Below are 25,102 nucleotides of genomic sequence, written 5' to 3'. Positions count from 1 at the left end.
CGTCCTCAGCCAATCACCTTGTCGACCGTGCGCAGCGACTGAACCAGCTCGCGGACCTGTTCCTGCAGGTCCCCTTGCAGGATCTTGCCCGCCTGTTTCGGCTTGGGCAGGAACGTGTCCACGACCTTGGTGCGCGGCCGGATCTCCTCCGGGTTCAGGCCAAGGTCCGCTGCCGTGACATGGGTCAAGGGCTTCTTGCTGGCTTTGCGGATGCCGATGAGCGACGGATACCGGGGTTCATTCAATCCCTGCTGCGCGGTCACCAACACCGGAAGCGTCGCCTGCACCACCTCGACGTCCCCCTCCGCGTCGCGGTACCCGGTGACCTGGTTCCCCTCGACCACCAGCTTCGTCAACGTGGAGATGTGCGGGATCCCGAGCTCTTCCGCGAGGCGTACCGCCACCTGTCCGGAGCCGTCGTCGACGGCCTGATTGCCGGCCAGGATGATGTCAAACGGCCGCTGCCGGATGATGGCGGCCAACACCTTGGCCACCGTGTATTCGTCGCCAAACAGCGCCGGGTCGTCGGCCAGGATGGCTTCGTCCGCCCCCATCGCCAGGGCCGTGCGGATGGCTTCCTCAAAGCGGGAGGGCCCCACGGACACCACCGTCACCTCGCCGCCGTGCTCCTCCTTCAGGCGAAGCGCTTCCTCCACGGCGTATTCGTCGTACGGGTTGATGATGAATTTCACGCCGTCCTCTTTGACGCGGCCGTTTTCGACCACAATGCGCTCCTCGGTGTCGAACGTCTGCTTCAGACACACCAGAATGTTCACGGTCTCTCTCCTCTCCTCAACCTGGGCGGTCGTCCATCGCCTCGCCGGAGGGAATGCCGGCGGGCGCCCGGGACAAGCCGTGCAGCAGCACGTCCACCACGTCGTCCGCCAAACTCACCAGGTCGTACTTTCCGCCGGGCAACACCCACGCGGTGACCGTTTCATCCAACGTCCCGAAGATGAGTCGCCGCGCGATGCGAGGATTGACGTTCTCGCGGAACACCCCTTGGCGCATCCCGAGCGCGATCACGTCGTCGAGCGCCCGATAAAACGGTTTCATGATGTCGCCGATCTGCCGCCGAATGTTCGCATCCACCTGACGGAGATGCACCTGGGTCACCATCGCCATCTGCGGATGTCCGCCAAGCTCCTCCAGATACAGGCGAACGAGAACGCGCAACCGGTCTTCCGCGCATTCGACCCCGTCCATCCGCTCCTGCAGTTTCTCGACGATGCGCCCGATGGCTTGGCGCAGCAAGGAGATTAGGATGTCTTCCTTGTTCTTGAAGTACAGGTACACCGTCCCGTCCGCCACGCCCGCGGTGCGTGCAATCCTGGAGATCTGTGCATGGTGGTAGCCTTGCTCGGCCATGACCTGGACGGCGGCCGCCAGAATCGCGTCATACTTGGATTCATCGCGGCGATTTGCGATATCCTGCCCCTCCTGATGAATGAATTCTCATTCATTTATACGATGCCATTGTACGAGAAAAGCAAGGCGCTGTCAATGAAATCGCACTCCCGGGCGGTTGTGGAAACCCGCTCCGGGAGTGCGAACGTGTTCACGCTTCAGGGGGAAGGCCCAGCGCCTCGCGGATCTTGGGCTCCACCTTCTGGAACCCCTTGTCCCCCGCGGCGCGAAACGCGAGATTTCCGTCCCGGCCGAAGACGAAGAACGCCGGCACGTACTCGTTTTGGAACGCGTTCGCCACCTTGTGCAGATGGTCGAGCCCAACGGGCTGCGTGATGTGGTAGGTCTCGACATCCTTCTTGACCCGTTCGGCGTCCGCATCCTCCTCGTAGCGCGGCATGTGCAACGCCACCACCTGCAGCCCTTCCGGTTCATACTTCTCCTTGATGGCCATCACGTCGTTCATCGTCTCGTGGCAGATGTGGCACGAGACGGCCCAGAAATGCACCAGGGTCACCTTCCCCGGTTCCAGCTTCGGCGCCGCCCCGTCGGTGTGCCACCACTCCGTGGCGCCTTCCAAACTCGGCATCGGGGTTCCCAAGCGCATCGGCATGCCGTATCCCTCCTCCGTGGATTTTCAAAGAACATCGCACGCGGTCCGGGTCTGCCGTTGAAAAGAAGGCGCGAACCCACTCGGATTCGCGCCTCTACAGGCGATCCCGCCGGCCGTACCCACAGGGTGCACGGCCGGACGCGGAGTCAAACCGGCTCAAACCTCCAACAGCTTGTCCCCAGGCTTCCAGTTGGCCGGGCAGAGCCCGCCCGCCTGGAGCGCCTCCAACACTCGCAGGGTCTCGTCCACGCTGCGGCCGATGTTCATATCGTGCACGACCTGGTAACGCAGGATCCCCTCCGGATCGATGATGAACAGGCCGCGAAGCGCTTGCCCGGACTCTTCCACGAGGACGTCGTACTTGCGCGCGACCTCCTTGGTGAAGTCCGCGGCCAGCGGATAGTCCAGCCCGCCGAGACCGTTCTCGGACCGCGGCGTGTTGATCCACGCCTTGTGGCTGTGGACGGAGTCGCAGCTGACGCCGAGGACTTCCGCGTCCAGGTCCTTGAACTCCTGCAGGCGCTCGTTCATCGCGATGATCTCCGTCGGACAGACGAAGGTGAAGTCGGCCGGATAGAAGAACATGACCAACCACTTGCCGCGGTAATCGGACAGGCGGACATGCTCGTCCAGCGTCTTCATGTTCTTCGTGCTCAGCATGTCGAAATCGGGTGCTGGCTGACCTACCAGTGGCATTGGGCTCCCTCCTCCTGCTTACCTGTATCTGGTTTAGTTTGGCTGTGACTGGCGGTGATGCACATGAAGGATTATACTATGGAAACAGGACTGGTTTCAAATTTCGCGCAGCACCACAACGAACGTGCAGGCCCACACCCGGCTCTGAAAAACGGAAGGGGGAAATGGGATGGACCTTATGCAGTCGTCCGAAGAGTGGAGTCGCGCGCATCACCGTGTGAATGAACTGTTGTCCCTGTTGTTGAACACGTTGCGGGACCTGGGCTACAACCCCAGTTATCACATTTCTTACGATCACGACGAGCACCACGTTCGCTTGGATGACCAGTTGCTTCGGCAACACCCGCAACTGATGGCGGTGTACCGGGACTATGTGGCCGCGTGCCGGGAGCGAAGCGTGGCGGTGCAGCGCATTCAGGAGTTGCCCAAGATGGATCTCGGCTTCGACGCCAACTGACGGGCACCCGCGTACCCATGCACCAGAAAAAAACCTGGATGAGCGGATGCCTCCGTCTCATCCAGGTTTTTCCCTACCCTCAGTCAGCGGGATGCTTCGGGCGCGGGGACCTCATCCCGCATCACGTCGGCCAGCGTGATGGAATCGAGCGCCTCTGTCAGCGCCTCCATCACGCGCAGCCATACGCTCCGCGTATGACAACCGCGCGCGCGGCCGCAGACGGCCCCCGGATCGGTAACGCCTTCCCCGATGCATTCAATCGGCGCCAGGGAACCCTCCAACAGACGCACCAGCGCGCCGACCGAGATCTCGTCCGCCGGCCGGGCCAACAGGTATCCGCCATTGACCCCCCGCACGCTCTTCACGAATCCCGCCTTGCGCAACTTGACTACAATCTGGTCCAAAAACTGTTCTGGGATCTCTTCCATCTCCGCGATGGTGGGCAGAGACACAGGGCGTCTGTCCCCCGCCAGCTCCGCCAACGCCACCATCGCTCGCAGGCCGTACTCCGTCCGTCTCGACACTTTCACGGCCATACCCCCAGTGCCCCTCCTCAGACCGTCCGCGGAGCGGTCCGGTCCAAAGAAGATGGCCTGAAATTGCATGTGGATTCGGCATGGACAGCGGCCGCCGACCACCGCCCTGCCCCCTTCACACGTCCAGCCAGATCTCGTCGCCCCGCACCTCGACCGGATAGGTTTCGACCGGGAACACGCACGGCAGCGCCACCGCAGCCCCTGTGCGGACATCAAACTTGCCCCCGTGCTTGGGACAGCTGACGATGCACCCGTTCAGTGTGCCGCTGGACAGCGATGCCGTTGCGTGCGTGCACACGTCCGATGTCGCGAAAAACCCTTCATCTGTATGGTACACCGCGAGGTCGTCCCCGTCGACGGTCACCTTGATCATGTGCCCGGGGGGCACTTCGTCCACCCGGGCCACGTTCACCCAAGCCATGCAGACACCTCTGTCAGCCGATGGAACCTTCCATCTCGAACTTGATCAGCCGGTTCATCTCCACCGCGTACTCCATCGGAAGTTCGCGCGTGAACGGCTCGATGAAGCCCATCACAATCATGCGCGTCGCGTCCTCTTCGGAGATGCCGCGGCTCATGAGATAGAACAGCTGCTCCTCACTCACCTTCGAGACGCTCGCCTCGTGCTCGAGGGTGACGTCGTCATTGCGGATCTCATTGTACGGGATGGTGTCGGACGTCGAGTCGTCGTCTAGGATGAGCGTGTCGCACTTGACGTTCGCCTTCGCAGACACGGCGTTCGGCCCGAAGCTCGCAAGCCCGCGATAGGTGGTCTTGCCGCCGTGCTTGCTGATGGACTTGGAGACGATGGTGGACGTGGTATTCGGCGCCATGTGCACCATCTTCGCCCCCGTGTCCTGATGCTGGTTGCGGCCAGCCACCGCGATGGACAGGACCATGCCCTTCGCACCCTCGCCCATCAGGTAGACGCTCGGGTACTTCATCGTCACCTTCGATCCGATGTTGCCGTCCACCCACTCCATGGTCGCGTCCTTGTACGCCACCGCTCGTTTCGTGACCAGGTTATAGATGTTCGGCGCCCAGTTTTGGATGGTGGTGTAACGCACGCGGGCCCGGTCCTTGACGATAATCTCGACCACAGCGCTGTGCAGCGAGTTCGTGCTGTAGATCGGCGCCGTGCACCCCTCCACGTAGTGCACAAAGCTGTCCTCGTCAGCGATGATGAGAGTCCGCTCGAACTGGCCCATGTTCTCCGAGTTGATGCGGAAGTACGCCTGCAGCGGGATCTCGCACTTGACACCCTTGGGGACATAGATGAAGCTGCCCCCCGACCACACCGCGCTGTTGAGCGCCGCGAACTTGTTATCCTCAGGCGGAATCACGGTGCCGAAGTACTCCTTGAAGATCTCCGGATACTCGCGCAGCGCCGTGTCCGTATCCGTGAACAGGATGCCCAGCTTTTCGAAGTCCGCGCGCATGGAGTGGTAGACCACTTCGGATTCGTACTGCGCGGATACACCGGCCAGGAACTTTTGCTCCGCTTCCGGAATGCCGAGGCGGTCGAAGGTGTTCTTGATCTCCTGGGGCACCTCTTCCCAGGACTTACCCTTCTTCTCCGCCGGCTTCACATAATACGTGATGTCGTCGAAGTCCAGTTCGCTCAGGTCGGCGCCCCAGCCCGGCATCGGTTTCTGATAAAAGATGTCGAGCGCGCGCAGGCGGAAGTCGGTCATCCACCCGGGTTCGTTTTTCATCATCGAGATTTCCTCGACGACCTTGCGCGAGAGTCCCTTCTGGAACTTTACCACCGAGATGTCCCGGTCGCGAAAACCGTACTGGTACTCCTCCAGTTCGGGCAGCACTTTCGCCATCGTGTCTCCCTCCTTAATCCCCTTCCGTCTGAATACCATCCATCCCACCGCGCCATCGCAGGCGCGGATTCAGTTCGTCCCGCCGTCCGCCTCGTCGTGGCCGACGGCGCGTTCGAGCGCCTGCCACGCCAGCGTGGCGCACTTGACGCGCGCGGGAAATTTCGACACGCCCTGCAGTGCCTCCAGGTCGCCCAGATCGTCCCTGTCCACGTCCTCCCCCCGCACCATCGCGCGGAACGTGTGTGACAGGCGGAGAGCTTCCGCCACCGGCTTGCCCTTGATGGCCTCGGTCATCATGGATGCGGAAGACATCGAAATGGAACAGCCCGCACCGCGGAAACGCACGTCCTTCACGATGCCATCCTCGACCAACAATTGCAGGCGGATCTCGTCTCCGCAACTCGGATTGCGCAGATCGACGGTGACCGTCCCCCCCTCCAGGTCCCCCAGATTGCGGGGGCGCTGGTAATGGTCCATGATGACTTGCCGGTACAGATCATCCAATTGCATGTTGGAAAAACTCCTTTGCCGTCTGCAACGCCGAGGCGAGCCGATCGATGTCCGCCTCCGTGTTGTACAGATAGAAGCTCGCCCTCGCGGTGGCGGCGACGTTCAGCCAACGCATCAGCGGTTGGGCACAGTGATGGCCCGCCCGGATGGCGATGCCCTCGGCGTCCAGCACCGTGGAGACATCGTGGGGATGAACCCCCTTCAGGTTGAACGTCACCAAGCCGCCGCGGTCCGTCCCCTGGCCCGGTCCGTACACCTCGATGTCGGGGATGGCACTCAGTTTCTCCAACGCGTACGCCGCCAATTGACGGTCGTGGGCGCGGATCTCGTCCATGCCGATGGCCGTCAGGTAATCCACTGCCGCTCCGAGGCCGATGGCGCCGGCGATGATCGGCGTGCCCCCTTCGAACTTCCAGGGCGGCTCCTTCCACGTCGCCTGGTACAGCTCGACGACATCAATCATCTCGCCCCCGAAATAGGTCGGCTCCATCTCCTCCAGCAGCTTCCGCTTGCCGTACAGCACCCCAATGCCCGTCGGGCCGCACATCTTGTGTCCGGAGAAGGCGAGGAAATCACAGTCCAAATCCTGCACATCCACCGGCATGTGCGGAACGCTCTGCGCCCCGTCGACCACCAGGACCGCGCCATGCGCATGGGCGATGGCCGCGATCTCGCGAATGGGGTGAATGGTCCCCAGCACATTCGACACCTGGGCGATGGCCACCAGCCGCGTGTTGGGCCCAATGGTCGCCCGCACATCCTCCAGCCGGATGGTACCGTCCGGCTGAAGCGGAATGTACTTGAGTTTGGCCCCCGTGAAGCGCGCCACCTGCTGCCACGGAATGAGGTTGCTGTGGTGCTCTGACGGCGTGAGGACAATCTCGTCCCCTTCCTTCAGCTTCAGGCGCGCATACCCGTACGCGACCATGTTCAGCGACTCGGTCGTCCCGCGCGTGAACACCACTTGCTCCGGGCTCGGCGCGTGGATGAACCGCGCCACCTTTTCACGTGCCAACTCATACGCCTCCGTGGCGCGCGAACCCAGCGTATGCACACCCCGGTGGACATTGGCGTTGTCCCACTCGTAGTAGCGGCGCAGCGTCTCAATCACCGGCCGCGGCTTCTGGGACGTGGCGGCGCTGTCCAGATAGACCAAGGGATGACCGTTGATTTCCTGCTGCAGGATGGGAAAATCCTTGCGGATCTCTTCGGCGTTCATGCTTCCAACTCCCTGTCGATGCGGCGCACCAGGTGCGTGCGGACCACCTCGGACGGTATGCGCTGCACCGTGGGCTCCAGGTATCCCCAGATGATCATCTTCGTCGCCTCCGAACGGGGGATGCCGCGGGACATCAGGTAGTACACCTGGTTCTGGTCAATCCGCCCCACGCTCGCCGCATGGCCGCAACGCTGGACATCGTTCTCGTCGATGAGCAGCATGGGAATGGCGTCGGCGCGCGCCCGTTTGTCGAGCATCAACATCCGGTCGTGCTGCTCGCTTCCCGCGCCGACCGCACCCTTGAAAATGTGCGTCGAACTGCGGTAAATCGCGTTGGCTCGATCCTTCATGGCACCGTGCAACTGGATGTCGCTCGTCGAGTACCGGCCGTGGTGCAGCACGCTCGCCGTGAGATCCAGATGCTGCCGCCCCGTGCCGATACCGATGCCTTGGACGGTCGATGCCGATCCATCGCCCGCCAGGTCGCTCTCCAACAACACCACGGAAAACCCGTCGCCGATATCCGCAAACACCCAGTCCACCGATGCGTCGTTCCCGATGTGTGCCCGCCGTACGGAGAAATTCGCCGGTCCCTTTCGATATCCTCCGACCGCAGCCGCCGTCACCTTCGCGCCCGTCTTGGCGATCACTTCGGTGACGCCGGTGTGTACCTTGTCCGGCTGCGATCCGGCGGTCAGAAACACCTCCACGTAGGACAACGCGCTGTGTTCATCGGCGACGACGAGGGCGCGTGGCGCGCCGCCGGCGGCCTGTCCCGTCTCCTCGTAGACAAAGTGCACGGGCGTGTCCACCACGACGTTCCTCGGCACATAGACGAAGATGCCGCCGTGCCACAGGGCCGCGTTCAACGCCGCCCACTTGCCCTCATCCGGCTTGACCACCGTGCCGAGGTGGGCCTTCACCAAATCCGCGTGATCGCGCACCGCGGTGTGCAGGTCGGTCATCACGACGCCTTGGGCGGCCAATGCCTCCGGAAGATGGACGGCCACAGCCACACCGTTGCGCACGTGCACATACGCCTGCCCGGCGAGCTCACCGACCAACGCCTCCGCTTCTTCCGAAGGGCTTCCCGGCTCGTCCGCGTACGGACCGATATCCCAGCTCCGGTCGCGCAGATCCGTCTTCTCCAACTTCGGGGACGGTGCCGCCTGGAAGATTTCCCAAGCGCCGGCGCGCATCTTGCGCAACCAGTCGGGTTCCACGTACCGGACGGAGAGTGCTTCCGCCGTCACCGAGACGATTGTGGTCGTCTGTTCCGCCATCGCTCGCCCCCCCTTACGCCTGCACTCCGACGGTCTCGTCTTCGATGCCCAATTCATGTTTCAGCCAATCGTACCCTTCGGCCTCGAGGCGCTCCGCCAGTTCACGGCCACCGGAACGGACGATGCGGCCCTGCATCATCACATGCACAAAGTCCGGCACGATGTACTGCAACAGGCGCTGGTAGTGCGTGATGATGAGGAACGTCACCTCCGGGGAACGCATGGAGTTGACGGCCTCCGCGACAATCTTGAGCGCATCGATGTCCAATCCGGAGTCAATCTCGTCCAAAATGACGACGCGCGGCTTGAGCATGACCATCTGCAGGATCTCGTTGCGCTTCTTCTCGCCGCCGGAGAACCCTTCGTTCAGGTAGCGTTCGGCGAAGACCGGGTCGATGTTGAGCCGCTTCATCTGCGCCTGCAGCTCCCGATGGAACTTCATCACGGGGATCTCGTTGCCCTCTCCGAGCCGCGCATTCAACGCGGTGCGGATGAAGTTCGCGTTGGACACCCCAGGCACCTCGGCCGGATACTGCATCGCGAGGAACATCCCCTTGCGGGCCCGTTCGTCCACGGACATCTCAAGGACGTCCTCTCCGTCGAGGGTGACCTTGCCGCCGATGATCTCATACGCCGGGTGGCCCATCAACGCGGACGCCAACGTGCTCTTCCCCGTTCCGTTCGGTCCCATGATGGCGTGGATCTCGCCGCCCTTCAGGGTCAGGTTCAAACCGCGGACAATCTCTTTGTCTTCAACGCTTACGTGCAGGTCTTCAATATGAAACAACGGACCAGCCATACCGTACCAACCTTTCCCGAGTGTGTTCTCCTGCAATGTTGACTCATTGAGTCATGTTTTCTTTCCTTAGCTTATCACACCGCAAGAAAAATGCAATCGCGGCAGTGCACCCTCTGGCGCGCTGCCGCGGACACCGGGCTGCCGCCCGTCAGAACAGATATTTGAATACGAGTTTCGCCTCTTCGGACATCATCTCTTTGTCCCACGGCGGATCGAACGTCAGAATGACCTCCACGTCCTCCACCCCGGGTAGCGCCTTGACCTTCTCAATGATCTGGTCTTTCAAATCATCGAAGATCGGGCAACCCATGGTGGTGAGCGTCATCGTGACCGTCACCTTCTTGCCGTCTTCCGAGATGTCCACGCCATACACCATGCCGAGGTTGACGATGTCAATCTGGATCTCCGGATCGAGCACATCGGTCAGCACCCCGCGCACCATCTCTTCCGTGACCTGCATCCGAACGCCTCCTTTCCCGCTCCGTGCGTCTGGCCGCTTCTCAGCCGTTCCGCGACGTCATGCCGGCGCCGTCACGGCGTGACCGTGATCTGCGTCTGCATCGACCCATGACCGGTCCCGCAGTAGACATCGCACTGAATGGTGTAGGTCCCCGGTTTGTCCGGCTTCCAGACCACATCCACCGGGTCCTGCCCCTGCGCCACGGTCTGGTTGATGTTCGTCCCCGCGATGGAGAATCCGTGTGCGCCTTCGGTGGCTCTGACGCGGAAGTCAATCGGCTGTCCGACTTTAAACGTGGTTTTATCGATTGTCCACTTCCAGTTGGACGCTTCCACATTCACTTTGACCGCATCGGCCGGCGGTGCCGTGTTCCCGCCGCTCGAAGCCGCTCCGCACCCGGCCGCGAGTCCGGCCGCGGCAGCCACACCCAACCACAACCATTTCATGCCGACTCCCCCCAGCACCGACTCCAGATGTGCCCATCATACCATGGTCTGGCACGGATGACGAGACACCGATCACAGCACCTCATCCAGGGGCGTATACGTGAGACCCAGGGACCTGGCCACCGCCTCATACGTGACCTTGCCCTTGTATACATTGACGCCTTTGGCCAGCGCCGCGTTTGCGCGCACGGCCGATGCCGGCCCGAGATTGGCCAACTGCAGCGCGTACGGCACCGTGACGTTGGTCAACGCCAACGTCGAGGTCCGCGGCACCGCACCCGGGATATTCGCGACCGCGTAATGGACCACGCCGTGCTTCACGTAGGTCGGATTGCTGTGCGTCGTGATGCGGTCGATGGTCTCGACGGATCCCCCTTGGTCAATCGCCACGTCGACCACGACCGCCCCGGGATTCATCCTTTTGACCATCTCTTCGGTGACGATCTTCGGCGCGCGCGCACCCGGGATGAGCACCGCGCCAATCAGCAGGTCGCACCCCTCCAACTCCTGGTGGAGGTTGTAGGCGTTCGACACCACCGTACGCAACTGGCTTCCGAAGATGTCCTGCAGCTGGCGAAGGCGGCCGACGTTCGTGTCGAGGATGGTCACCTGCGCGCCCATGCCCAGTGCGATGCGGGCGGCGTTGGTCCCCACGATGCCGCCGCCGACAATCACGACGCGGGCCGGCGGCACCCCGGGCACTCCGCCCAAGAGCTCACCACGCCCGCCATGGGCCTTTTCCAAAAAGTGTGCGCCAATCTGGATGGACATGCGCCCCGCCACCTCGCTCATCGGTGTCAACAGGGGCAGGCTGCCGTCCGGGAGTTGCACCGTCTCATACGCGATGGCCATCATGCCGCTGTCCATGAGCGCCTTGGTCAATTCCGGCTCCGGCGCCAGGTGCAGATACGTGAACAAAGTGAGATCCGGCCGGAAATACGCGTACTCCACCGGCAACGGTTCCTTGACCTTCATCACCATGTCCGCTTGGTTCCACGCGTCCGCAGCCGTCGGCACGATGCGCGCGCCCGCGTCTTCATAGGAGGCGTCCGAGAAGCCGCTGCCCTCGCCGGCGCCCGTTTCAATCAGCACCTCGTGGCCAGCGCTGACGAAGGCATGCACCCCGGCTGGTGTGATGGCCACTCGGTTCTCGTTGTCCTTGAGCTCTTTCGGAACCCCAATGATCACGGTTGACAAGACTCCTTTCCGGCATGTCCCATCCAAGCATGTCCAATCCTGCGCAGGGGGATCGCCATTCCGTCCTCAGTGTAGATCACGCCCGGAGCAGGCGCAACGCAGCCGATTGAGCACATCGAACCGCGGCGCGTGCCGCGGTCCGTCCGTCAGGCATCCGGTAGGCGGACAATCTGTTTTTTCAACACCCTCCGGCGAGGCGCTTGCTCGGCCAGCACACCGGCGGCTTTTCTAGCCTCAATCCAATCCTGAATCCGCTTGATGTCGGTGGGGGCAATCCGCCAATTTCGATCCCCAAATACAAACGACTCGGCCGTGAGCTTCCCTTCCGCAGCCAACGTGTCGACCGCAAGCCGGATGACATCGACCTGGGTGTGCATCATTTCAGCCAGTTCAGCCAAGCTGAAGCGGGTGGTCACACCGCTCTCTCCTTTTCAGCGAAGAATCCACTGGATGTGCGGATCCATGGACGCGTAGTCCGCAGGCGGTCCGATGAGCCGGAACACGACCTGAGCCGACGCGCCGGGCGCCAGTACCCGTCCCGACGCCGGGTCCGGTTCGACTTGAGCCATGAATCGCACCGGATTGGGCGCCGTCCAATCCCCGGCTTGGCCGCGCGGGGTGAACCAGATGACGGCCAGCAGGTTATGCAAGGGGAGCGGCGCTCCACTGGTGTTCACCAGCTCCGCCTCGACCTGAAAGGATTCCCCATTTGGCCATTCGGAAGTCGGCTGAACCCGCACGCGTCGCACTTCGGCGCCGGGGACCTGCCAGACCACATCCGCCTGCGCGGCCGGCACCAATCCCTTCTTAAAGAATATGAGCCGAGGCGTCAGCGTCAAGTTTCCGTTCGCGTCCTCGGGCGCTCCGATGGGCCGGAACGTCCACGTCACCGTCTGCCCCGGTTGAATGGGGGTGTCGGGCGCGTCAACCAGCGTGATCCAACGGGTGGAGGACAGCAGTTCCCCGTCGTCTCCCTGCTGGAACGAGAGCACCCCGAACACATCGTCCGCGCTGAGGGGCTGAGTGCCGACGTTCGTCAGTGTCGCGGTGACGGTATCCAGGCGTCCTGATCCGGTTCCGGTGACGCCGATGTATCCGACGCTGAGGGGGGCTGCCACAAGCCCGATGGACGAACCTTGCGGGACCGCGTTGGCGGTGGCGAACGTGCCTTTCATACGCCCCTGAGGCGTCGTCCCCACGTCCATCCCGCTCCACACCAGCCAGGTCATCATCACCGCAGCGCCGACACCGCATCCGCCGACCAGCCAACCGGACCAACGCCCGGCCCGGCGCCGATGCCGCGGTGCACGGGCCGCCCGCTGAATGCGCTGTGCCAATTCGGGTGTGAACGGCAGCTCCGGCAAGGCGCGCAGACGCCGCCGCAGTTCCTCGTCAAAGTCGTTCATGCCTGTCCACCTCCTCCTCGAGCATCTGGCGAAGCATGGCGCGACCGCGGTGCAGCCGCGTACGCACGTTCTGTTCGGAAATCCCAAGCACCCTGGCCACCTCGTGGCCCGGCAAGCCGCGCATGTAGTACAACACCACCGCTTCGCGGTACTTTAACGGAAGCTGTTGCAGGGCTTGCCAAATCCGCTCCCGCTCCAGCCGGTTGACGGCCTCCGCTTCCGTGTCGGAGGCCGCCTCGCGAAGCGCCATCTGCTCCTCGTCCTGCACCTCGTGCCGGACGGCCCATGACCGCAGGTAGTCCTTGCATCGGTTCACGGTGATGGACAACAGCCAGGTCTTGACGCTGCTCTCCCCCCGGAACGACTCCATTTTCGTCAACGCACGCAGGAACACATCCTGTGCGATGTCCTGCGCCTGGTGGTAGTTGCGGACGTACGCATACGCCACGTTCAACACGTCCGCCCCATATGCGGCCATCCAGGCCTCCAAGGTGGCGAGGGTATCGTCTGGACCGGGCGCGGAAGTCCGTCCCAATGTCATGTCACCTCCCGCCAGACACCTCCGTGAAACCAGACGGAGCAGGCGGCCTGGATGTGACAATGACCCGGCCGGCCATGATGCACCGCCTCTCTCCCTCTACAACGGCCGAAGCCGGAGAGGATCCTCCTCTCCGGCTTGCCCCCCGGTGACCGATCACGTACACGCGCACCGTCTGTACGCGCCCGGAACCCACTTGTTATGCCTGCACGAATTCCGGCGGCGCCTCTCCGGCGGTATCCGTCTCAAAGGACGGCTCCGGCAGCGCGGAGTTCAAGCCCCAGAAGTACAAGAGAATGGCACCGATGACGACCACAATCGTGTCCAAATACGGCCCCGGGACCCAAGGATGCTTCAGCGGCCCGTAAGCACCGATGTACGACATGATGAGAATAAAGACATAATACACCACCAACCACACACCCGCCATCCAGTCGCGGCCGATGCGCGCCCGAGTCTCATCGCTCTTGTCCATGAAAGCGAAGTAGAGAATGAGAGACGCGAGCGTCAGACCAATCAAGAACTGGTCGGTCTCCCACCCGGCCCAGTAGATGATGCACGTCGCAGCGATGAACGCCAAGGGAGCGAGGATCTGACCGCCCGGCAGGCGGAACGGCCGCTTCATGTTCGGCAGCGTGCGGCGCATGGACATCATCGAGATGGGCCCGACCATGTACGTCATGACGGTCGCCGACGTGACCGCATCCACCAACTTGCTCCACGTGTCAAACTGCGCGGGCAGAATCCACACGATGGCGAGGATGAAGCTGAGCCACAGGGCTGCCCGAGGAACGCCGGTCTTTGGATGAACCTTCGAGAAGTACGAGTAGAAGTGCCGGTTGTTGGACCAGGCGTACAGCACGCGCCCCGTCCCCGACAGGTAGATGTTCCCTGTACCGGCGGGCGAGATCACCGCGTCAATCAAAAGCAGCGTCGACAGCCAGGTGAGACCCAGGGACGAGGCCACCCAGACGAACGGATAGTTGACCGTCTTCGGCATGGCATCCTGGATGTGGCCCCACCCCTGGCCGAGAGCGCTCGACGGGACCGCGCCGAGGAACGCCAACTGCAGCAAGATGTACACCGCCGTCCCGAGGAACACGGCGATGATGATGGCCCGGGGAATGTCCCGCTGCGGGTTTTTTGCTTCTGCGCCAAAGTCGACCGCCTGCCGGAAGCCGAGGAACGCGAACACGATGCCGCCTCCGGCGATGGCCGTGAAGACGCCCTCCGCACCACCCGGCGCCGCACCGGCAACCGCGAGGTTCGACCCCTTAAAATACATCAGCAGGGCGATGACCGTGCACGTCGGCACAATGAACTTGAACGCGGTGACGATGGTGTTCACCTTGCCGAACACGTTGACGCTCCAATAGTTGAGCAGGAAAAAGACGGCGAGGAGGAGGATCTCGACGAGGGTGCCGACCAGAGAGGGGCCTTTTTCTCCCATCAGCCACGGCGCGTAGTAGGATGCATGGCTGACCACCGCTTCGACCTCGATGCCGGCGACGCTGGAGTAGGCCATCAACGAGGCAAACCCGGTCATGTACCCGACGAGCGATCCGTGCGTGTATTCGGGATACCGCACGAATCCGCCGGCGCGAGGCAGGGCAGCAGCCAACTCCCCATAGACGAGACCAATCAATAAGACCGCGATGGCGCCACCCACCCACGCCAACCAGGCGATGGACCCGGCGAACTGCGCGCCGTTCATGGACGCAAACAGCCAGCCGGACCCGATGATGGACCCAAGCCCGAGAAACGTCAGGTCGAGCAGGGTCAGCTTCTTCTTGAACCTATCATCCATACGCTGCTCTCCTTTCCATTTGGAAATCCAGACGGCCCCAAAGCGGGTTAAATTTATTGTATGACATGATTCCAATAAGTCAAACTTTAATTCATATAAGATTTTTCTCAAAACGGTGCGGATCTCCGCCTTCTCTTTCCTCCTCCGGGTCAAGCTGGTACACTCCCAGAGGAAGCACCGCGGGCCGGCCGGGCCCGCGGCAGGATCGGAGGAATGCTCGTGTACCGCCTCTTGCGCCCCATTCTCTTTCGGATCGATCCCGAAGCCGCACACCACCTCACCCTGGCCGCGGTCTCCCGCGTCCCGTCGGCGGCGGGCCTGGCGGCAGGCAACGTGCGAGAACACCCGTCGCTCCGTCAGTCCTTGTGGGGCCGCGCCTTCGCCCATCCCGTCGGTCTCGCCGCCGGTCTGGACAAGAACGCCATCGCCGTCGCCGCCCTGTTCCGGTGCGGATTCTCGTTCGTTGAGGTCGGCACCGTGACCCCCCGTCCGCAGCCAGGCAATCCAAAACCACGCCTGTTCCGGTTGCCGGCCGACGAGGCCCTCATCAACCGGATGGGATTCAACAACGACGGCGCCGTCGCGGTGGCCGGCCGGGTGCGGCGTTGGAGAGGCATGGGCGTCATCGGGGTCAATCTGGGCAAGAACAAGGTGACGCCGAACGAGCGCGCGCAAGACGATTACCTGGCGCTCGTACAGGTGTTTGCGCCCTTGGCCGACTATCTCGTCATCAACGTCAGTTCGCCGAACACCCCTGGCCTGCGCGACCTGCAGACCCAGGAGCATCTGCTGCCGTTGGTGCAGGCGGTGTCTGCGGCGCGTGACCGGTTCGCCCTAGCGGATCGCCGGCCGCCGCTGCTGGTCAAACTCTCCCCGGATCTCGCGGACGCCGACCTGGAGGACCTGGCCATCGCGCTGGAACAGGCGGGTGTCGACGGCCTGATTGCGACCAACACCACCATCACCCGGCCCGCGCTCACCACGCCCGGCGTGCAGGAGACAGGCGGTCTCAGCGGCCGCCCTCTGCGGCAACGCGCGACCGAAGTCGTCCGGCTGCTGTACCGGGCCACCGGCGGACGGCTGCCCATCATCGGCAGCGGCGGCGTGATGTCCGCGGACGACGCGTATGAGAAGATCCGAGCCGGGGCCAGTCTGGTGCAGGTGTACACCGGATTCATCTACCGAGGCCCCCGGTTGGTGCGGGAGATGGTCGACGGCCTTGCGGAGCGCCTCGCCCGCGACGGATTTACCCATATCCGGGAAGCCATCGGTGCCGACCACCGTGGATGAAACCCTTTTCCAGGCGTGCTGGCAATTGCGGATCGATTGCGTTAAGATGAGGATGTGTTACCCAATCCTACGATTACATAGGAGGGATCCGCTGATGGCGCACGAACTCCCACCGCTTCCTTACGATTACAACGCGCTGGAGCCGCACATCGACGAGCAGACGATGCGCATCCACCATGACCGTCACCACGGCACATATGTGAACAACCTGAACGCTGCGCTCGAAGGTCACCCGGATCTTCAGGCGAAATCGTTGGACGAGCTGCTCCGCAACATCAACAGCGTGCCCGAGTCCATTCGCACCGCGGTGCGCAACAATGGTGGCGGGCACGCCAATCACAGCCTGTTCTGGGAGATCATGAGCCCGAACGGCGGCGGACAGCCGACGGGCGCCCTGGCGGACGCCATCAACAGTACGTTCGGCAGCTTCGAGAAGTTCAAGGATGAGTTCTCCAAAGCCGCGGCGGGCCGGTTCGGCAGCGGTTGGGCGTGGCTGGTCGTCGACAACGGCAAGCTGGCCATCACCAGCACCCCGAACCAGGACAGCCCGCTGATGGAGGGCAAGACGCCCATCCTGGGGCTGGATGTGTGGGAGCACGCGTACTACCTCAAGTACCAGAATAAGCGCCCGGACTACATCGCCGCTTGGTGGAACGTCGTCAACTGGGCCGAGGTCGGCAAGCGCTATGAAGCGGCCGTCAAGTGATCGCTGTGAAGGCAACGGACCGCCCCACCGCCACGGTGCGGGCGGTCTGCTTTTTCCCCCTCAGCAGCGGGCACACAGCGCATGGCAGCTCGTGTCAACGCTTCTGCCGGCGATGAAACGCCGGGCAAATGGGCGCCGCGGGAATCCTTTCGCACCGCCGGGCAACACTACGTCTGGACCCGGCTGGCAGCGTTTCCTGCCGCCGGACACGCCGGCGCACGGCAGGGGCGCCGGATGTCGGAGGAGGCAGGCGGATGGAGGCACCGCTCACCCTGATCAAAAAGGCCCGTGTGTATGCACCCGATCCGCTCGGCGAGAAGGACGTTCTCCTGTGCCGCGACCAGATCCTCGCCATCGGGGAGGACCTGTCCTTCCACGGCACCGTGCCCCTGGTGCGAGAGGTGGACGCACGCGGCCTGATGATGTTCCCCGGGCTGATCGATCAACACGTCCACATGGCGGGAGGCGGAGGCGAAGGCGGCTTCCACTACCGGACGCCCGAGATCTCGCTGAGCCACATCACCACCGCCGGGGTCACGACGCTCGTCGGCGTCCTCGGTACCGACGGCATCACACGCCACACGCGGGAGCTGCTTGCGAAAGCCAACGGGTTGGCGCTTGAGGGCGTGACCACCTACATCTACTGCGGCGCCTACCAAGTCCCGACGCGTACCATCACCGGCACGCCGCGCGGGGACATCGTAATGGTGGACAAGGTCATCGGCGTGGGCGAAATCGCCATCTCGGACTCCCGCTCCAGCCATCCCAGTGAGCAGGAGTTGGCCGAGCTGGCCAGCGAAGCGCGCGTCGGGGGCCTGTTGGCCGGCAAGGCGGGCGTATTGCACCTGCACGTGGGCGACGACGACGCCGGCCTCTCCGTTCTGTTCCATCTGTTGCGGCGCACGGAACTGCCGCGGGAGATGTTCACGCCCACCCACCTGAACCGCAATCCGGACCTCCTGCAGCACGCCATCCGCTACGGCAAGGAGGGCGGCTTTGTCGACGTCACCTCCGGCATCCGTCCTGACGCCCACGATCACGTCTCCGTCAAGCCGTCCCAGGCCATCCGGCGGTTGCTGGACGCGGGAGTCCATCCCCGCCTCATCACCATGAGCTCCGACAGCAACGGCAGTTCCCCCATCTTCGACGACCGCGGGAGACTGGTGGCCATGGGCATCGGGTCCATCGCGACCCTCTGGGAGGAGACCCGGGACGCCATCGTGCAGGAGGAGGTCCCCGTCGACGTCGCCGTCAGCATGGTCACCCGCAATGTCGCACGGGTGCTCAAATTGGGGCATAAGGGGCGCATCCGCGAAGGCCTGGCGGCCGACCTGATCCTGACCAACGACCGGTTCGAGATCCGGCACGTGTTCGCCAAAGGCCGCCAGATGGTGGAGGACGGCAAGCCGGTGGTGTTCGGCACGTTCGAGAACGTCCACCGCGTCCCCGGCTCGCCGGACATCAAAGGGGCCGCCGGCACCGTGAACCCGGAGCGCGGCCGGCTCATGATGGCAGCCGGCGAGGACCATCCGGACGACTTCCCGGAGGCCGCCGAGCGCAAGCGCAAAAGCCGCCGCCACTACTGCTGTTGACGCGCCGCCCCGACACCCTGGTCCAGGAGGGAGTCTGCGTGGAACTGGTTTTCCTCGGCACCGGCGCCGGCGTCCCGACGACGGCGCGCAACGTCACCGCCATCGCCATCGCCCTGTGGCCCGAACGCGGTGCCGTCTGGCTGTTCGACTGCGGCGAGGGCACGCAGCACCAACTGCTGCGCGCCCCCGCCGCGGCCGGCCCGCGGGTACGGGCCCGCCAGGTGGAACGGGTGTTTCTCACCCACATGCACGGCGACCACCTGTTTGGGCTGCCCGGCCTGCTCGGCACCCGCTCCTTTCAGGCCGCGGACACGCCGCTGACGGTATACGGCCCGCCAGGTACCCGCCGTTACCTGGAGACGAGCCTCGAGGTCAGCCAGACCCATCTCACCTATCCGCTCGGGATCGTGGAGATTGAATCTCCCGGCATCGTTCATGCCGACGAGCGGTTTCAGGTGCACGCCGACTGGTTGGAGCACACCATCCCGACGCTGGGATACCGGGTGGTGGAGCGCGACCGGCCGGGACGGCTCCTGACCGACCGCCTGGCCACCCTCGGCGTGCCGCCCGGCCCCCTCTACGGCCGGCTCAAACAGGGCCAGTCCATCCCGCTGCCCGACGGAAGCACCCTCCACCCGGACGAAGTCCTCGCCCCGCCCGTCCCCGGGCGCGTCGTGGCCATCCTCGGCGACACCCGGCCCTGCCAGGCGGCGGTGGAACTGGCGTCCGGCGCCGACGTGTTGGTGCACGAGGCCACGTTCGCGGCCGACAGGTCAGCGCTCGCCCCGGCCTACGGCCACAGCACGGCGGCCGACGCTGCCCGGACCGCGCACGACGCGGGCGCGAAGGCGCTCATTCTCACCCACATCAGCGCCCGTTACAGCGGCGATGGCGCCGACCGCCTCCTGGCGGAGGCGCGCGCCATCTTCCCGAACACGCGGTTGGCTAGCGATCTGTGGTCGTACCCCGTTCCTGCATCGCGCGCCGGACGCGCGACCTGATGGTCCGGTAATAGTCGTCCGTCGTCCGGCCCGCGCCGAGCCACTCCGGATCGTCCCGGTAGCGCTGTTCCTGCCACGGGTCGCCGTACAGGTGATACCCGTACTGCTCCCAGAAGCCGGGCCGGTCCTCGGCCAGGAACTCAATCCCCCGCACCCACTTGGCGCTCTTCCAAAAGTACAGGTGCGGCACCACCAGGCGCAGCGGCCAACCGTGCTCCGGCGTGAGGTCGCGGCCGTCGTGCCGGTAGGCGAACATCACCCCGTCCTGCAGCAGGTCCTCCAACGGCAGGTTCGTGGTGTAGCCCTGCTCCGCGTGGACCAACACGTACTTGGCCTCCGGGCGCACACGGAACAAGTTCATCACGTCGCGGAAGGACACGCCCTCCCAGTGGTTGTCAAATCTCGACCAGGTGGTGACGCAGTGGATGTCACTGGTGTATTCGTACTTGGGCAGCGCGAGAAACTCGGGCCAGGTCAGCACCCGCTCCTCCTCGACCAAGCCAAAGATGCGGAAATCCCAGGTATCGAGGTCCACGTGCGGCACCGTACCCGCATGCAGCACCGGCCACTTTTCCGTCAAGATCTGCCCCGGCGGCAGGCGGTCGCCCCATTCCCGGCTCGTACGTTCAGACAACGGAACTCCTCCTTCCATGCGCAACTTCACTCCGTGTGCTGGCCTTCTTCCACTGGGATGGCCAAAGCGTGGAACAAAAATGTATACATGTCCGCCCACTCGTCGAGCAGCTTCGCCGTCGGCTTGCCGAGACCGTGGCCCGCCCGTTCATCCACCCGCAGCAAGACGGGATTCACCCCCGGCGAAGCCGCCTGCAGGGTCGCCGCAAATTTGTAGGCGTGCAGCGGAGCGACGCGGTCATCCCGGTCGCCCGTGGTGATGAGGATGGGCGGGTAGACGCGTCCGTAGCGCACGTTGTGCAGCGGTGAATAGGCGTACAGGAACCGGAAGTGATCCGGGTTCTCCTCCGCGTTGCCGTACTCCGGCACCCAGAACCGGCCGACGGTGAACCGGTGGTAGCGCAGCATGTCGATGACCGGGACCTGGCACACCACGGCCCCGTACTGCTCCGGCCGCTGCAGCATGGTGGCAGCCACCAGCAGACCGCCGTTGCTGCGCCCCATGATGGCGAGCCGTTTCGGACGGGTGTACCCGGCATCGATCAGCCAGCGCCCGGCCGCATGGAAATCGTCGAACACGTTCTGCTTGCGATCGAGCATCCCCGCCTGGTGCCATGCCTCGCCGAATTCGCTGCCCCCGCGCAGGGACACCACCGCGAACACCCCGCCCCGCTCCAGGAGCATCAGGTGCGCGGGATAGAACTGCGGCGTCTGCGCCAGGTTGAACCCGCCGTACCCGTACATCAGCACCGGCCGCTCTCCGTCGCGGGCAAGCCCGCGCCGGTGCGTGAGGAACATCGGCACCGAGGTGCCATCCGATGACGAGAACCACACCTGTTCGGTCTCGTACGCCGCCGGATCGAACGGGATCTCCGGCACCCGGTAAGGAGCGAGGCGCCGCGACGCGAAATCGTACCGCCACACCTGGGGCGGATGCAAGTACGACGTGAATTCGACGAACATCTCGCCGTCGGCGGGCCCGCCGGTGATGGCCGGGATGGATCCGATGGCCGGCAACGCCGGTTCATCGAGCCGCCGTCCATCCAAGCTGAACAACACCAACCGGTGGTGAGCGTTGTGCAGATACACCAGCGCCAGCGCTCCGTTCACCAGACGCCCAAAGGACAGGGCGTCCTCCCCCTCGGGCACCACCTCCCATGGCGGCTGCCCATGGGTCGACACATCGAGGGCAATCACGCGCCCCTTCGGGGCATCTTCGGTGGTGATGAAGTAAAACACGCTGCCGGCGTTGCCCAACAGGTCGTACGCCGCCCGCTCGGGCGGGAACCACACGGTGAACCCTTGGTCCCGGACCACCCCCGGCCCCGCCTCTGCGGCGGGATCGCCCGCGTGCTGCGACGCCTGTGCGTCGTACGCCAAGGGCCGCGACAAAAACCCGTTGCGCTTGTCCGTGCCGCGCGTCAGCGACAGGCACAGGTACCGGCCGTCCTCGGTGACGGACACGTGCGGAACCAGCTCTGGATCAGACGGCTGGTACACCACCGGATCGTCCGATTGAGGGGTCCCTAACCGGTGGAAACACACGCGCGCATGGCGGCTTTCCTCCACCGGCGCCACCGTCCCCGGCTCCGGGAACCGGGTGTAGAAAAATCCGCTGCCATCCGGATGCCAGGCGATGTTCGTGAATTTGCACCAGCGGACCTCATCGGAATCGTCCAAACCATCGGCGACGCGGCGCACCCGGATGGTCTGCCAGTCGCTGCCGCTCTCCGACAACGTGTAGGCCACCCGCGCCCCGTCCGGGCTGACGGCGGTGGTCATCAGAGCGACCGTGCCGTCCTCGCTGAGCGGGTTTGGATCTATCAAGACCCGCGCCGTCCCATCCGCCTCCTGCACCCAGTACACAGCTTGGTTCTGCATCCCGTCGTGCTCCAGGTAAAACATGCGCCCGGCCTTTCGTTTGGGCGCGAAATACCGCGGGAAGTTCCACAGTTCGCCGAGGCGCGCCCGAACGGCGGGCCGCAGCCCGGTCCCGTCCAGGTACGCCCGCGTGCGTTCGTTTTGCTCGGCGACGAACGCCTGCACGGCGGGGCTCGTCAGGTCCTCCAGCCAACGAAACGGGTCCGCCACCGGCGTGCCGTGGTAGTCCTCGACCACCGCCGGCCGCTCTGGTTCTGCCATGTCTGTCTCCTCCTTCGCATCGGCGTCGGTTCCCACCTCCCACTTCGACACCGGCGCCCCCGCATCCTCCAGGAAGAGGGAAGGAACGAAGACCCCCGTCCCGTCACGCCGTCCCCTCATGCCGGACGACAGGATACATCGCTGCAAAGAGGGTCGGCTGGCCGGCGGTTACCCGTATCCCGTCCAGATTGGGTATGAACCGTGTCCCAGGCACCCAGGCGCACATAGAGATACCATGAGATTCAAGAGGCTGCATCGAAAGGCCGCGGGTCGCAACGGCCAAACGGTGCGCCTCTCGACTGCCATACAGACATTGCATGGGATTCGAGAGGCCGCAGGTGGCGCTCGACCTGCTGGCAGGTCGTGATCTCAGCTTCCCGGGAGATGACGTACATGTGGTACACCGCCCTCGGCGACTCCATCACCGCCGGTTCCGGGGCGAGCGCGCCGTGGCGGGCGTATCCGGCACAGATCCTGCGCCGCAGCGCCGCGCGCGCCGTCCCTCAGAACGCCTGTCTGCACATCCTCGCCCGTCCCTGGTGGACCACCGCTGCGCTCGACATGGCCGTCCGCGCGAACGACATCGGTCCCCTCGCCAGGGCGACCGCCATCATCGTCTGGATTGGAGGCGACAACCTGGCCCAGGCGGGCCTCCGGTTGCTCGAAGGCCCGCGCAGGGACGCGGCCGCCCTGGTAACCGCCGCCATCCGCAGCCATCAGGCCCATCTCGCCGGTCTGCTCCGGTTCCTCGGCTCCGTCACCCGAGCCCGGCTGGTGGTTTGCGCCCAGTACAATCCCTTCCCCAACAGCCCCCTGGCTGTCCAGGCCATGGCCGGACTGAACGACGCCACGCGCGCCGTCGCCAGACGCGCAGCGGTTCCCGTGGCTCCCGCGGACACCTGGTTCGCCGGCCGCGAGGCGGAACTCATCCACGGTTACCGGACCGGGCGCCTGGAGGACGCCCTGCGATGCCCCGTTCTGCCGGTGCATCCGAATGACCGCGGACACAGCGTCATTGCGGCAAATCTGTGGCCATACCTGTCGTGGTGCGCGCCTGGTCTCACGGGTCATTGCCGTGCCCGGTCTCGCGAGTCACCGCCGAGCCCCCGGCGCTCCGGTGGGCCAGCGTCCCTCTCTGCGCAGGACCTCCAGCGGATAGAGCGTCCCCCGCCACATCAGGCCCCCGTGTCGCCACACCTTCCAGGCGGCCCTCAGGTAGGCGAACGCCAACAGCGCCGCGCCCACCGGCCACAACAGAACGGCTGCGGCCGCACGCCACCGCGTCCGGCTGCGCCGCGCCTTCCCACCTGCGGTCGTCTGCGCCGCCCCGCCCGCCGGCCTATCCGCAGCGCCTTCGCGTGTCTCTTTCGCCCCGCCCGCGGGCATCCCCGCGGTGTCTGCAGGCACGTCGTCCACCGCGCCTGCGAACAGCCCGCGCGCGACCACCGCACACAACCCGGTCACGACCGCCCAAGCGACTCCATATCCCCAAGCGGCGTGGCCGCCGGTGACGGTGCCGATCACGGGCCCCTCGTACAGCGCCAACAGCAGCGGCATCACCGCGGCCAGCGCCCACGGACGGTACCTAAAGGCGGCAATTGGACTTTTTTCCAGGCCCTCAATCATCTCCCACGTCCGCTCGTACCACGCTAAGGACACGCGGTCCCCGGCCCGCACCAGGCACTGCCGGCACCCGGACCGCTTGAGCAGCCGGCCCAGCGCGGCGTCGTCGTCCGGCCGCATGCGGATGGCCGCGTGGCCTCCGGACGCCAGGTAGCGGGATCGATCCACCCACTGAAACGCCCCGATTCCGGCCACCCCCCACCGCCCCCGGCACGCGTTCTGGGGGCGCAGGAACATCACCAGGTTGAGCGCGAACACCAACATCAACGTCGCGAGGGGGGTCGATCCCGCCTTTAACCTCGGGATCGCGGTGACGTGCTGAAATCCCTGCCGAAGCGAGAATGCGGCGGTCTCCTCCAGGGTGCGGGGATGCAGGCGCACATCCGCGTCCATGAACACCAGCCACGCCCCCGTCGCCGCCAGCGCTCCCCGGTACAGGGCGTGGTTCTTGCCAATCCATCCCTCCGGCAATTCGGTCACTCGGATGCCGCGAACGCGCGGATCGGCTGCAGCAAACCGGGAGATGACGGTCCAGGTGTCGTCCTGGGACCGGTCGTCCACCACGATGATCTCCACATCCGCCAGCGTCTGCGCCGTCAGCGCCGCCAGCGTGTCCGCCAGTGCACTGCCCTCGTCCCGGGCGGCAATCACCACGGACACCCGGCCAGGCGCCGCCGTGGATGGCTCGCGCCGACCGGTCCCGTTATTGGGATGCTCACTCCGACCCGCCCCGACCGCTTCGCCCACCCGCGACAGGCGCGGCACGCGGAGTAAGCCCGGCAGCGTGATCGCCGCCAAAATGGACCACACCACGGCCAACAGCCAACCGTTCAAGGCCAATTCGGGTTCCCTCCCGCAGATGGACTTGCCGATCTCCAGGATAACCCTCCGAGGCGAGTCCGGGGAGGG

26 protein-coding genes and 1 pseudogene are annotated in these 25,102 nt (G+C 64.5%); 6 read left to right on the top strand and 21 right to left on the bottom strand.

Features of this window, described 5'->3' with window-relative positions:
• Positions 1-5 precede the first annotated feature (5 nt).
• The 4 genes from BM357_RS01530 to BM357_RS01515 all read right to left on the bottom strand — a co-directional run bounded on the left by BM357_RS01530 (position 6) and on the right by BM357_RS01515 (position 2,716).
• Complete coding sequence (locus BM357_RS01530) at positions 6-776, bottom strand: electron transfer flavoprotein subunit beta/FixA family protein (RefSeq protein ID WP_074948870.1); 771 nt, start codon at positions 774-776, stop codon at positions 6-8.
• A gap of 16 nt (positions 777-792) precedes the next feature.
• Entirely contained in the window at positions 793-1,389 is a 597-nt protein-coding gene (locus tag BM357_RS01525; protein WP_281245551.1) for a fatty acid metabolism transcriptional regulator FadR, read from the bottom strand.
• 169 nt (positions 1,390-1,558) lie between these two features.
• On the bottom strand, positions 1,559-2,020 hold the full coding sequence (locus BM357_RS01520; protein WP_083430066.1) for a TlpA family protein disulfide reductase: 462 nt from the start codon (positions 2,018-2,020) through the stop codon (positions 1,559-1,561).
• Positions 2,021-2,176: 156 nt separating this feature from the next.
• Positions 2,177-2,716, bottom strand: a complete 540-nt coding sequence (locus tag BM357_RS01515; protein ID WP_074948866.1) for a peroxiredoxin — start codon at positions 2,714-2,716, stop codon at positions 2,177-2,179.
• Positions 2,717-2,885: 169 nt separating this feature from the next.
• On the opposite strand from BM357_RS01515, the gene BM357_RS01510 reads away from it, so the two are divergent.
• A complete protein-coding gene (locus BM357_RS01510; RefSeq protein ID WP_074948864.1) occupies positions 2,886-3,173 on the top strand; it encodes a hypothetical protein in 288 nt (95 codons plus the stop codon).
• An 83-nt stretch (positions 3,174-3,256) separates the two neighbouring features.
• On the opposite strand, the gene BM357_RS01505 is transcribed toward BM357_RS01510, so the two are convergent.
• From BM357_RS01505 to BM357_RS01440, 14 genes are all read right to left on the bottom strand, one after another.
• On the bottom strand, positions 3,257-3,709 hold the full coding sequence (locus BM357_RS01505; protein ID WP_245783790.1) for an RrF2 family transcriptional regulator: 453 nt from the start codon (positions 3,707-3,709) through the stop codon (positions 3,257-3,259).
• 115 nt (positions 3,710-3,824) lie between these two features.
• The gene (locus tag BM357_RS01500; protein WP_074948862.1) at positions 3,825-4,130 is read right to left on the bottom strand and encodes a non-heme iron oxygenase ferredoxin subunit; all 306 of its coding nucleotides are present in this window, start codon (positions 4,128-4,130) and stop codon (positions 3,825-3,827) included.
• A 13-nt stretch (positions 4,131-4,143) separates the two neighbouring features.
• Positions 4,144-5,541, bottom strand: a complete 1,398-nt coding sequence (gene sufB / locus BM357_RS01495) for a Fe-S cluster assembly protein SufB (protein WP_074948860.1) — start codon at positions 5,539-5,541, stop codon at positions 4,144-4,146.
• A 69-nt stretch (positions 5,542-5,610) separates the two neighbouring features.
• Positions 5,611-6,051, bottom strand: coding sequence for a Fe-S cluster assembly sulfur transfer protein SufU (gene sufU / locus BM357_RS01490; protein WP_074948858.1), 441 nt, complete (start codon positions 6,049-6,051; stop codon positions 5,611-5,613).
• Positions 6,038-7,270 (bottom strand): cysteine desulfurase, encoded by a 1,233-nt coding sequence (locus BM357_RS01485; protein ID WP_074948856.1) that lies wholly within the window; start codon positions 7,268-7,270, stop codon positions 6,038-6,040. The genes sufU and BM357_RS01485 overlap by 14 nt, the downstream gene beginning before the upstream one ends.
• Positions 7,267-8,553, bottom strand: coding sequence for a SufB/SufD family protein (locus tag BM357_RS01480; RefSeq protein ID WP_074948854.1), 1,287 nt, complete (start codon positions 8,551-8,553; stop codon positions 7,267-7,269). The genes BM357_RS01485 and BM357_RS01480 overlap by 4 nt, the downstream gene beginning before the upstream one ends.
• Positions 8,554-8,566: 13 nt before the next feature.
• Entirely contained in the window at positions 8,567-9,352 is a 786-nt protein-coding gene (gene sufC, locus BM357_RS01475) for a Fe-S cluster assembly ATPase SufC (RefSeq protein ID WP_074948852.1), read from the bottom strand.
• 148 nt (positions 9,353-9,500) lie between these two features.
• Positions 9,501-9,812, bottom strand: a complete 312-nt coding sequence (locus tag BM357_RS01470) for a metal-sulfur cluster assembly factor (protein ID WP_074948850.1) — start codon at positions 9,810-9,812, stop codon at positions 9,501-9,503.
• Between the two features lie 71 nt (positions 9,813-9,883).
• The gene (locus BM357_RS01465; protein ID WP_074948848.1) at positions 9,884-10,258 is read right to left on the bottom strand and encodes a cupredoxin domain-containing protein; all 375 of its coding nucleotides are present in this window, start codon (positions 10,256-10,258) and stop codon (positions 9,884-9,886) included.
• 72 nt (positions 10,259-10,330) lie between these two features.
• Positions 10,331-11,446, bottom strand: coding sequence for an alanine dehydrogenase (gene ald / locus BM357_RS01460; RefSeq protein ID WP_074948846.1), 1,116 nt, complete (start codon positions 11,444-11,446; stop codon positions 10,331-10,333).
• Between the two features lie 155 nt (positions 11,447-11,601).
• On the bottom strand, positions 11,602-11,871 hold the full coding sequence (locus tag BM357_RS01455; RefSeq protein ID WP_074948844.1) for a hypothetical protein: 270 nt from the start codon (positions 11,869-11,871) through the stop codon (positions 11,602-11,604).
• 15 nt (positions 11,872-11,886) lie between these two features.
• On the bottom strand, positions 11,887-12,861 hold the full coding sequence (locus tag BM357_RS01450; RefSeq protein WP_074948842.1) for a hypothetical protein: 975 nt from the start codon (positions 12,859-12,861) through the stop codon (positions 11,887-11,889).
• Complete coding sequence (locus BM357_RS01445; RefSeq protein ID WP_245783789.1) at positions 12,848-13,396, bottom strand: sigma-70 family RNA polymerase sigma factor; 549 nt, start codon at positions 13,394-13,396, stop codon at positions 12,848-12,850. The genes BM357_RS01450 and BM357_RS01445 overlap by 14 nt, the downstream gene beginning before the upstream one ends.
• Before the next feature lie 202 nt (positions 13,397-13,598).
• On the bottom strand, positions 13,599-15,206 hold the full coding sequence (locus BM357_RS01440; RefSeq protein WP_074948838.1) for an APC family permease: 1,608 nt from the start codon (positions 15,204-15,206) through the stop codon (positions 13,599-13,601).
• A gap of 213 nt (positions 15,207-15,419) precedes the next feature.
• On the opposite strand from BM357_RS01440, the gene BM357_RS01435 reads away from it, so the two are divergent.
• The 4 genes from BM357_RS01435 to rnz all read left to right on the top strand — a co-directional run bounded on the left by BM357_RS01435 (position 15,420) and on the right by rnz (position 19,795).
• Positions 15,420-16,496 (top strand): quinone-dependent dihydroorotate dehydrogenase, encoded by a 1,077-nt coding sequence (locus BM357_RS01435; protein WP_074948836.1) that lies wholly within the window; start codon positions 15,420-15,422, stop codon positions 16,494-16,496.
• Positions 16,497-16,590: 94 nt separating this feature from the next.
• Complete coding sequence (locus tag BM357_RS01430) at positions 16,591-17,202, top strand: superoxide dismutase (RefSeq protein ID WP_074948834.1); 612 nt, start codon at positions 16,591-16,593, stop codon at positions 17,200-17,202.
• 254 nt (positions 17,203-17,456) lie between these two features.
• Entirely contained in the window at positions 17,457-18,794 is a 1,338-nt protein-coding gene (gene iadA / locus BM357_RS01425; protein WP_074948832.1) for a beta-aspartyl-peptidase, read from the top strand.
• Between the two features lie 38 nt (positions 18,795-18,832).
• Positions 18,833-19,795 carry a ribonuclease Z gene (gene rnz / locus BM357_RS01420; protein ID WP_074948830.1) on the top strand — a complete coding sequence of 321 codons (963 nt, stop codon included), beginning with the start codon at positions 18,833-18,835 and terminating at the stop codon, positions 19,793-19,795.
• Here rnz and BM357_RS01415 read toward each other — a convergent pair.
• Together BM357_RS01415 and BM357_RS01410 are read right to left on the bottom strand one after the other, a co-directional pair.
• Entirely contained in the window at positions 19,740-20,447 is a 708-nt protein-coding gene (locus BM357_RS01415) for a sulfite oxidase-like oxidoreductase (RefSeq protein ID WP_074949260.1), read from the bottom strand. The two genes, rnz and BM357_RS01415, sit on opposite strands and share 56 nt — an antisense overlap.
• 8 nt (positions 20,448-20,455) lie before the next feature.
• Positions 20,456-22,570: a prolyl oligopeptidase family serine peptidase gene (locus tag BM357_RS01410; protein WP_074949258.1), complete on the bottom strand. Its 2,115-nt coding sequence runs from the start codon at positions 22,568-22,570 to the stop codon at positions 20,456-20,458.
• Positions 22,571-22,954: 384 nt separating this feature from the next.
• On the opposite strand from BM357_RS01410, the pseudogene BM357_RS20630 reads away from it, so the two are divergent.
• Positions 22,955-23,521: pseudogene (locus tag BM357_RS20630) on the top strand (SGNH/GDSL hydrolase family protein); the annotation flags it as partial.
• Between the two features lie 141 nt (positions 23,522-23,662).
• Here the strand turns inward: BM357_RS20630 and BM357_RS01400 are convergent.
• Complete coding sequence (locus BM357_RS01400) at positions 23,663-25,033, bottom strand: glycosyltransferase family 2 protein (protein WP_074948828.1); 1,371 nt, start codon at positions 25,031-25,033, stop codon at positions 23,663-23,665.
• Between the last annotated feature and the right edge of the window lie 69 nt (positions 25,034-25,102).

This window comes from Paenalicyclobacillus macrosporangiidus, assembly GCF_900116805.1.
Taxonomy (GTDB): domain Bacteria; phylum Bacillota; class Bacilli; order Alicyclobacillales; family Alicyclobacillaceae; genus Alicyclobacillus_H; species Alicyclobacillus_H macrosporangiidus.
The sequence above is the reverse complement of the archived record's forward strand: the minus strand, read 5'-3'. Positions and strand labels throughout refer to the sequence as shown.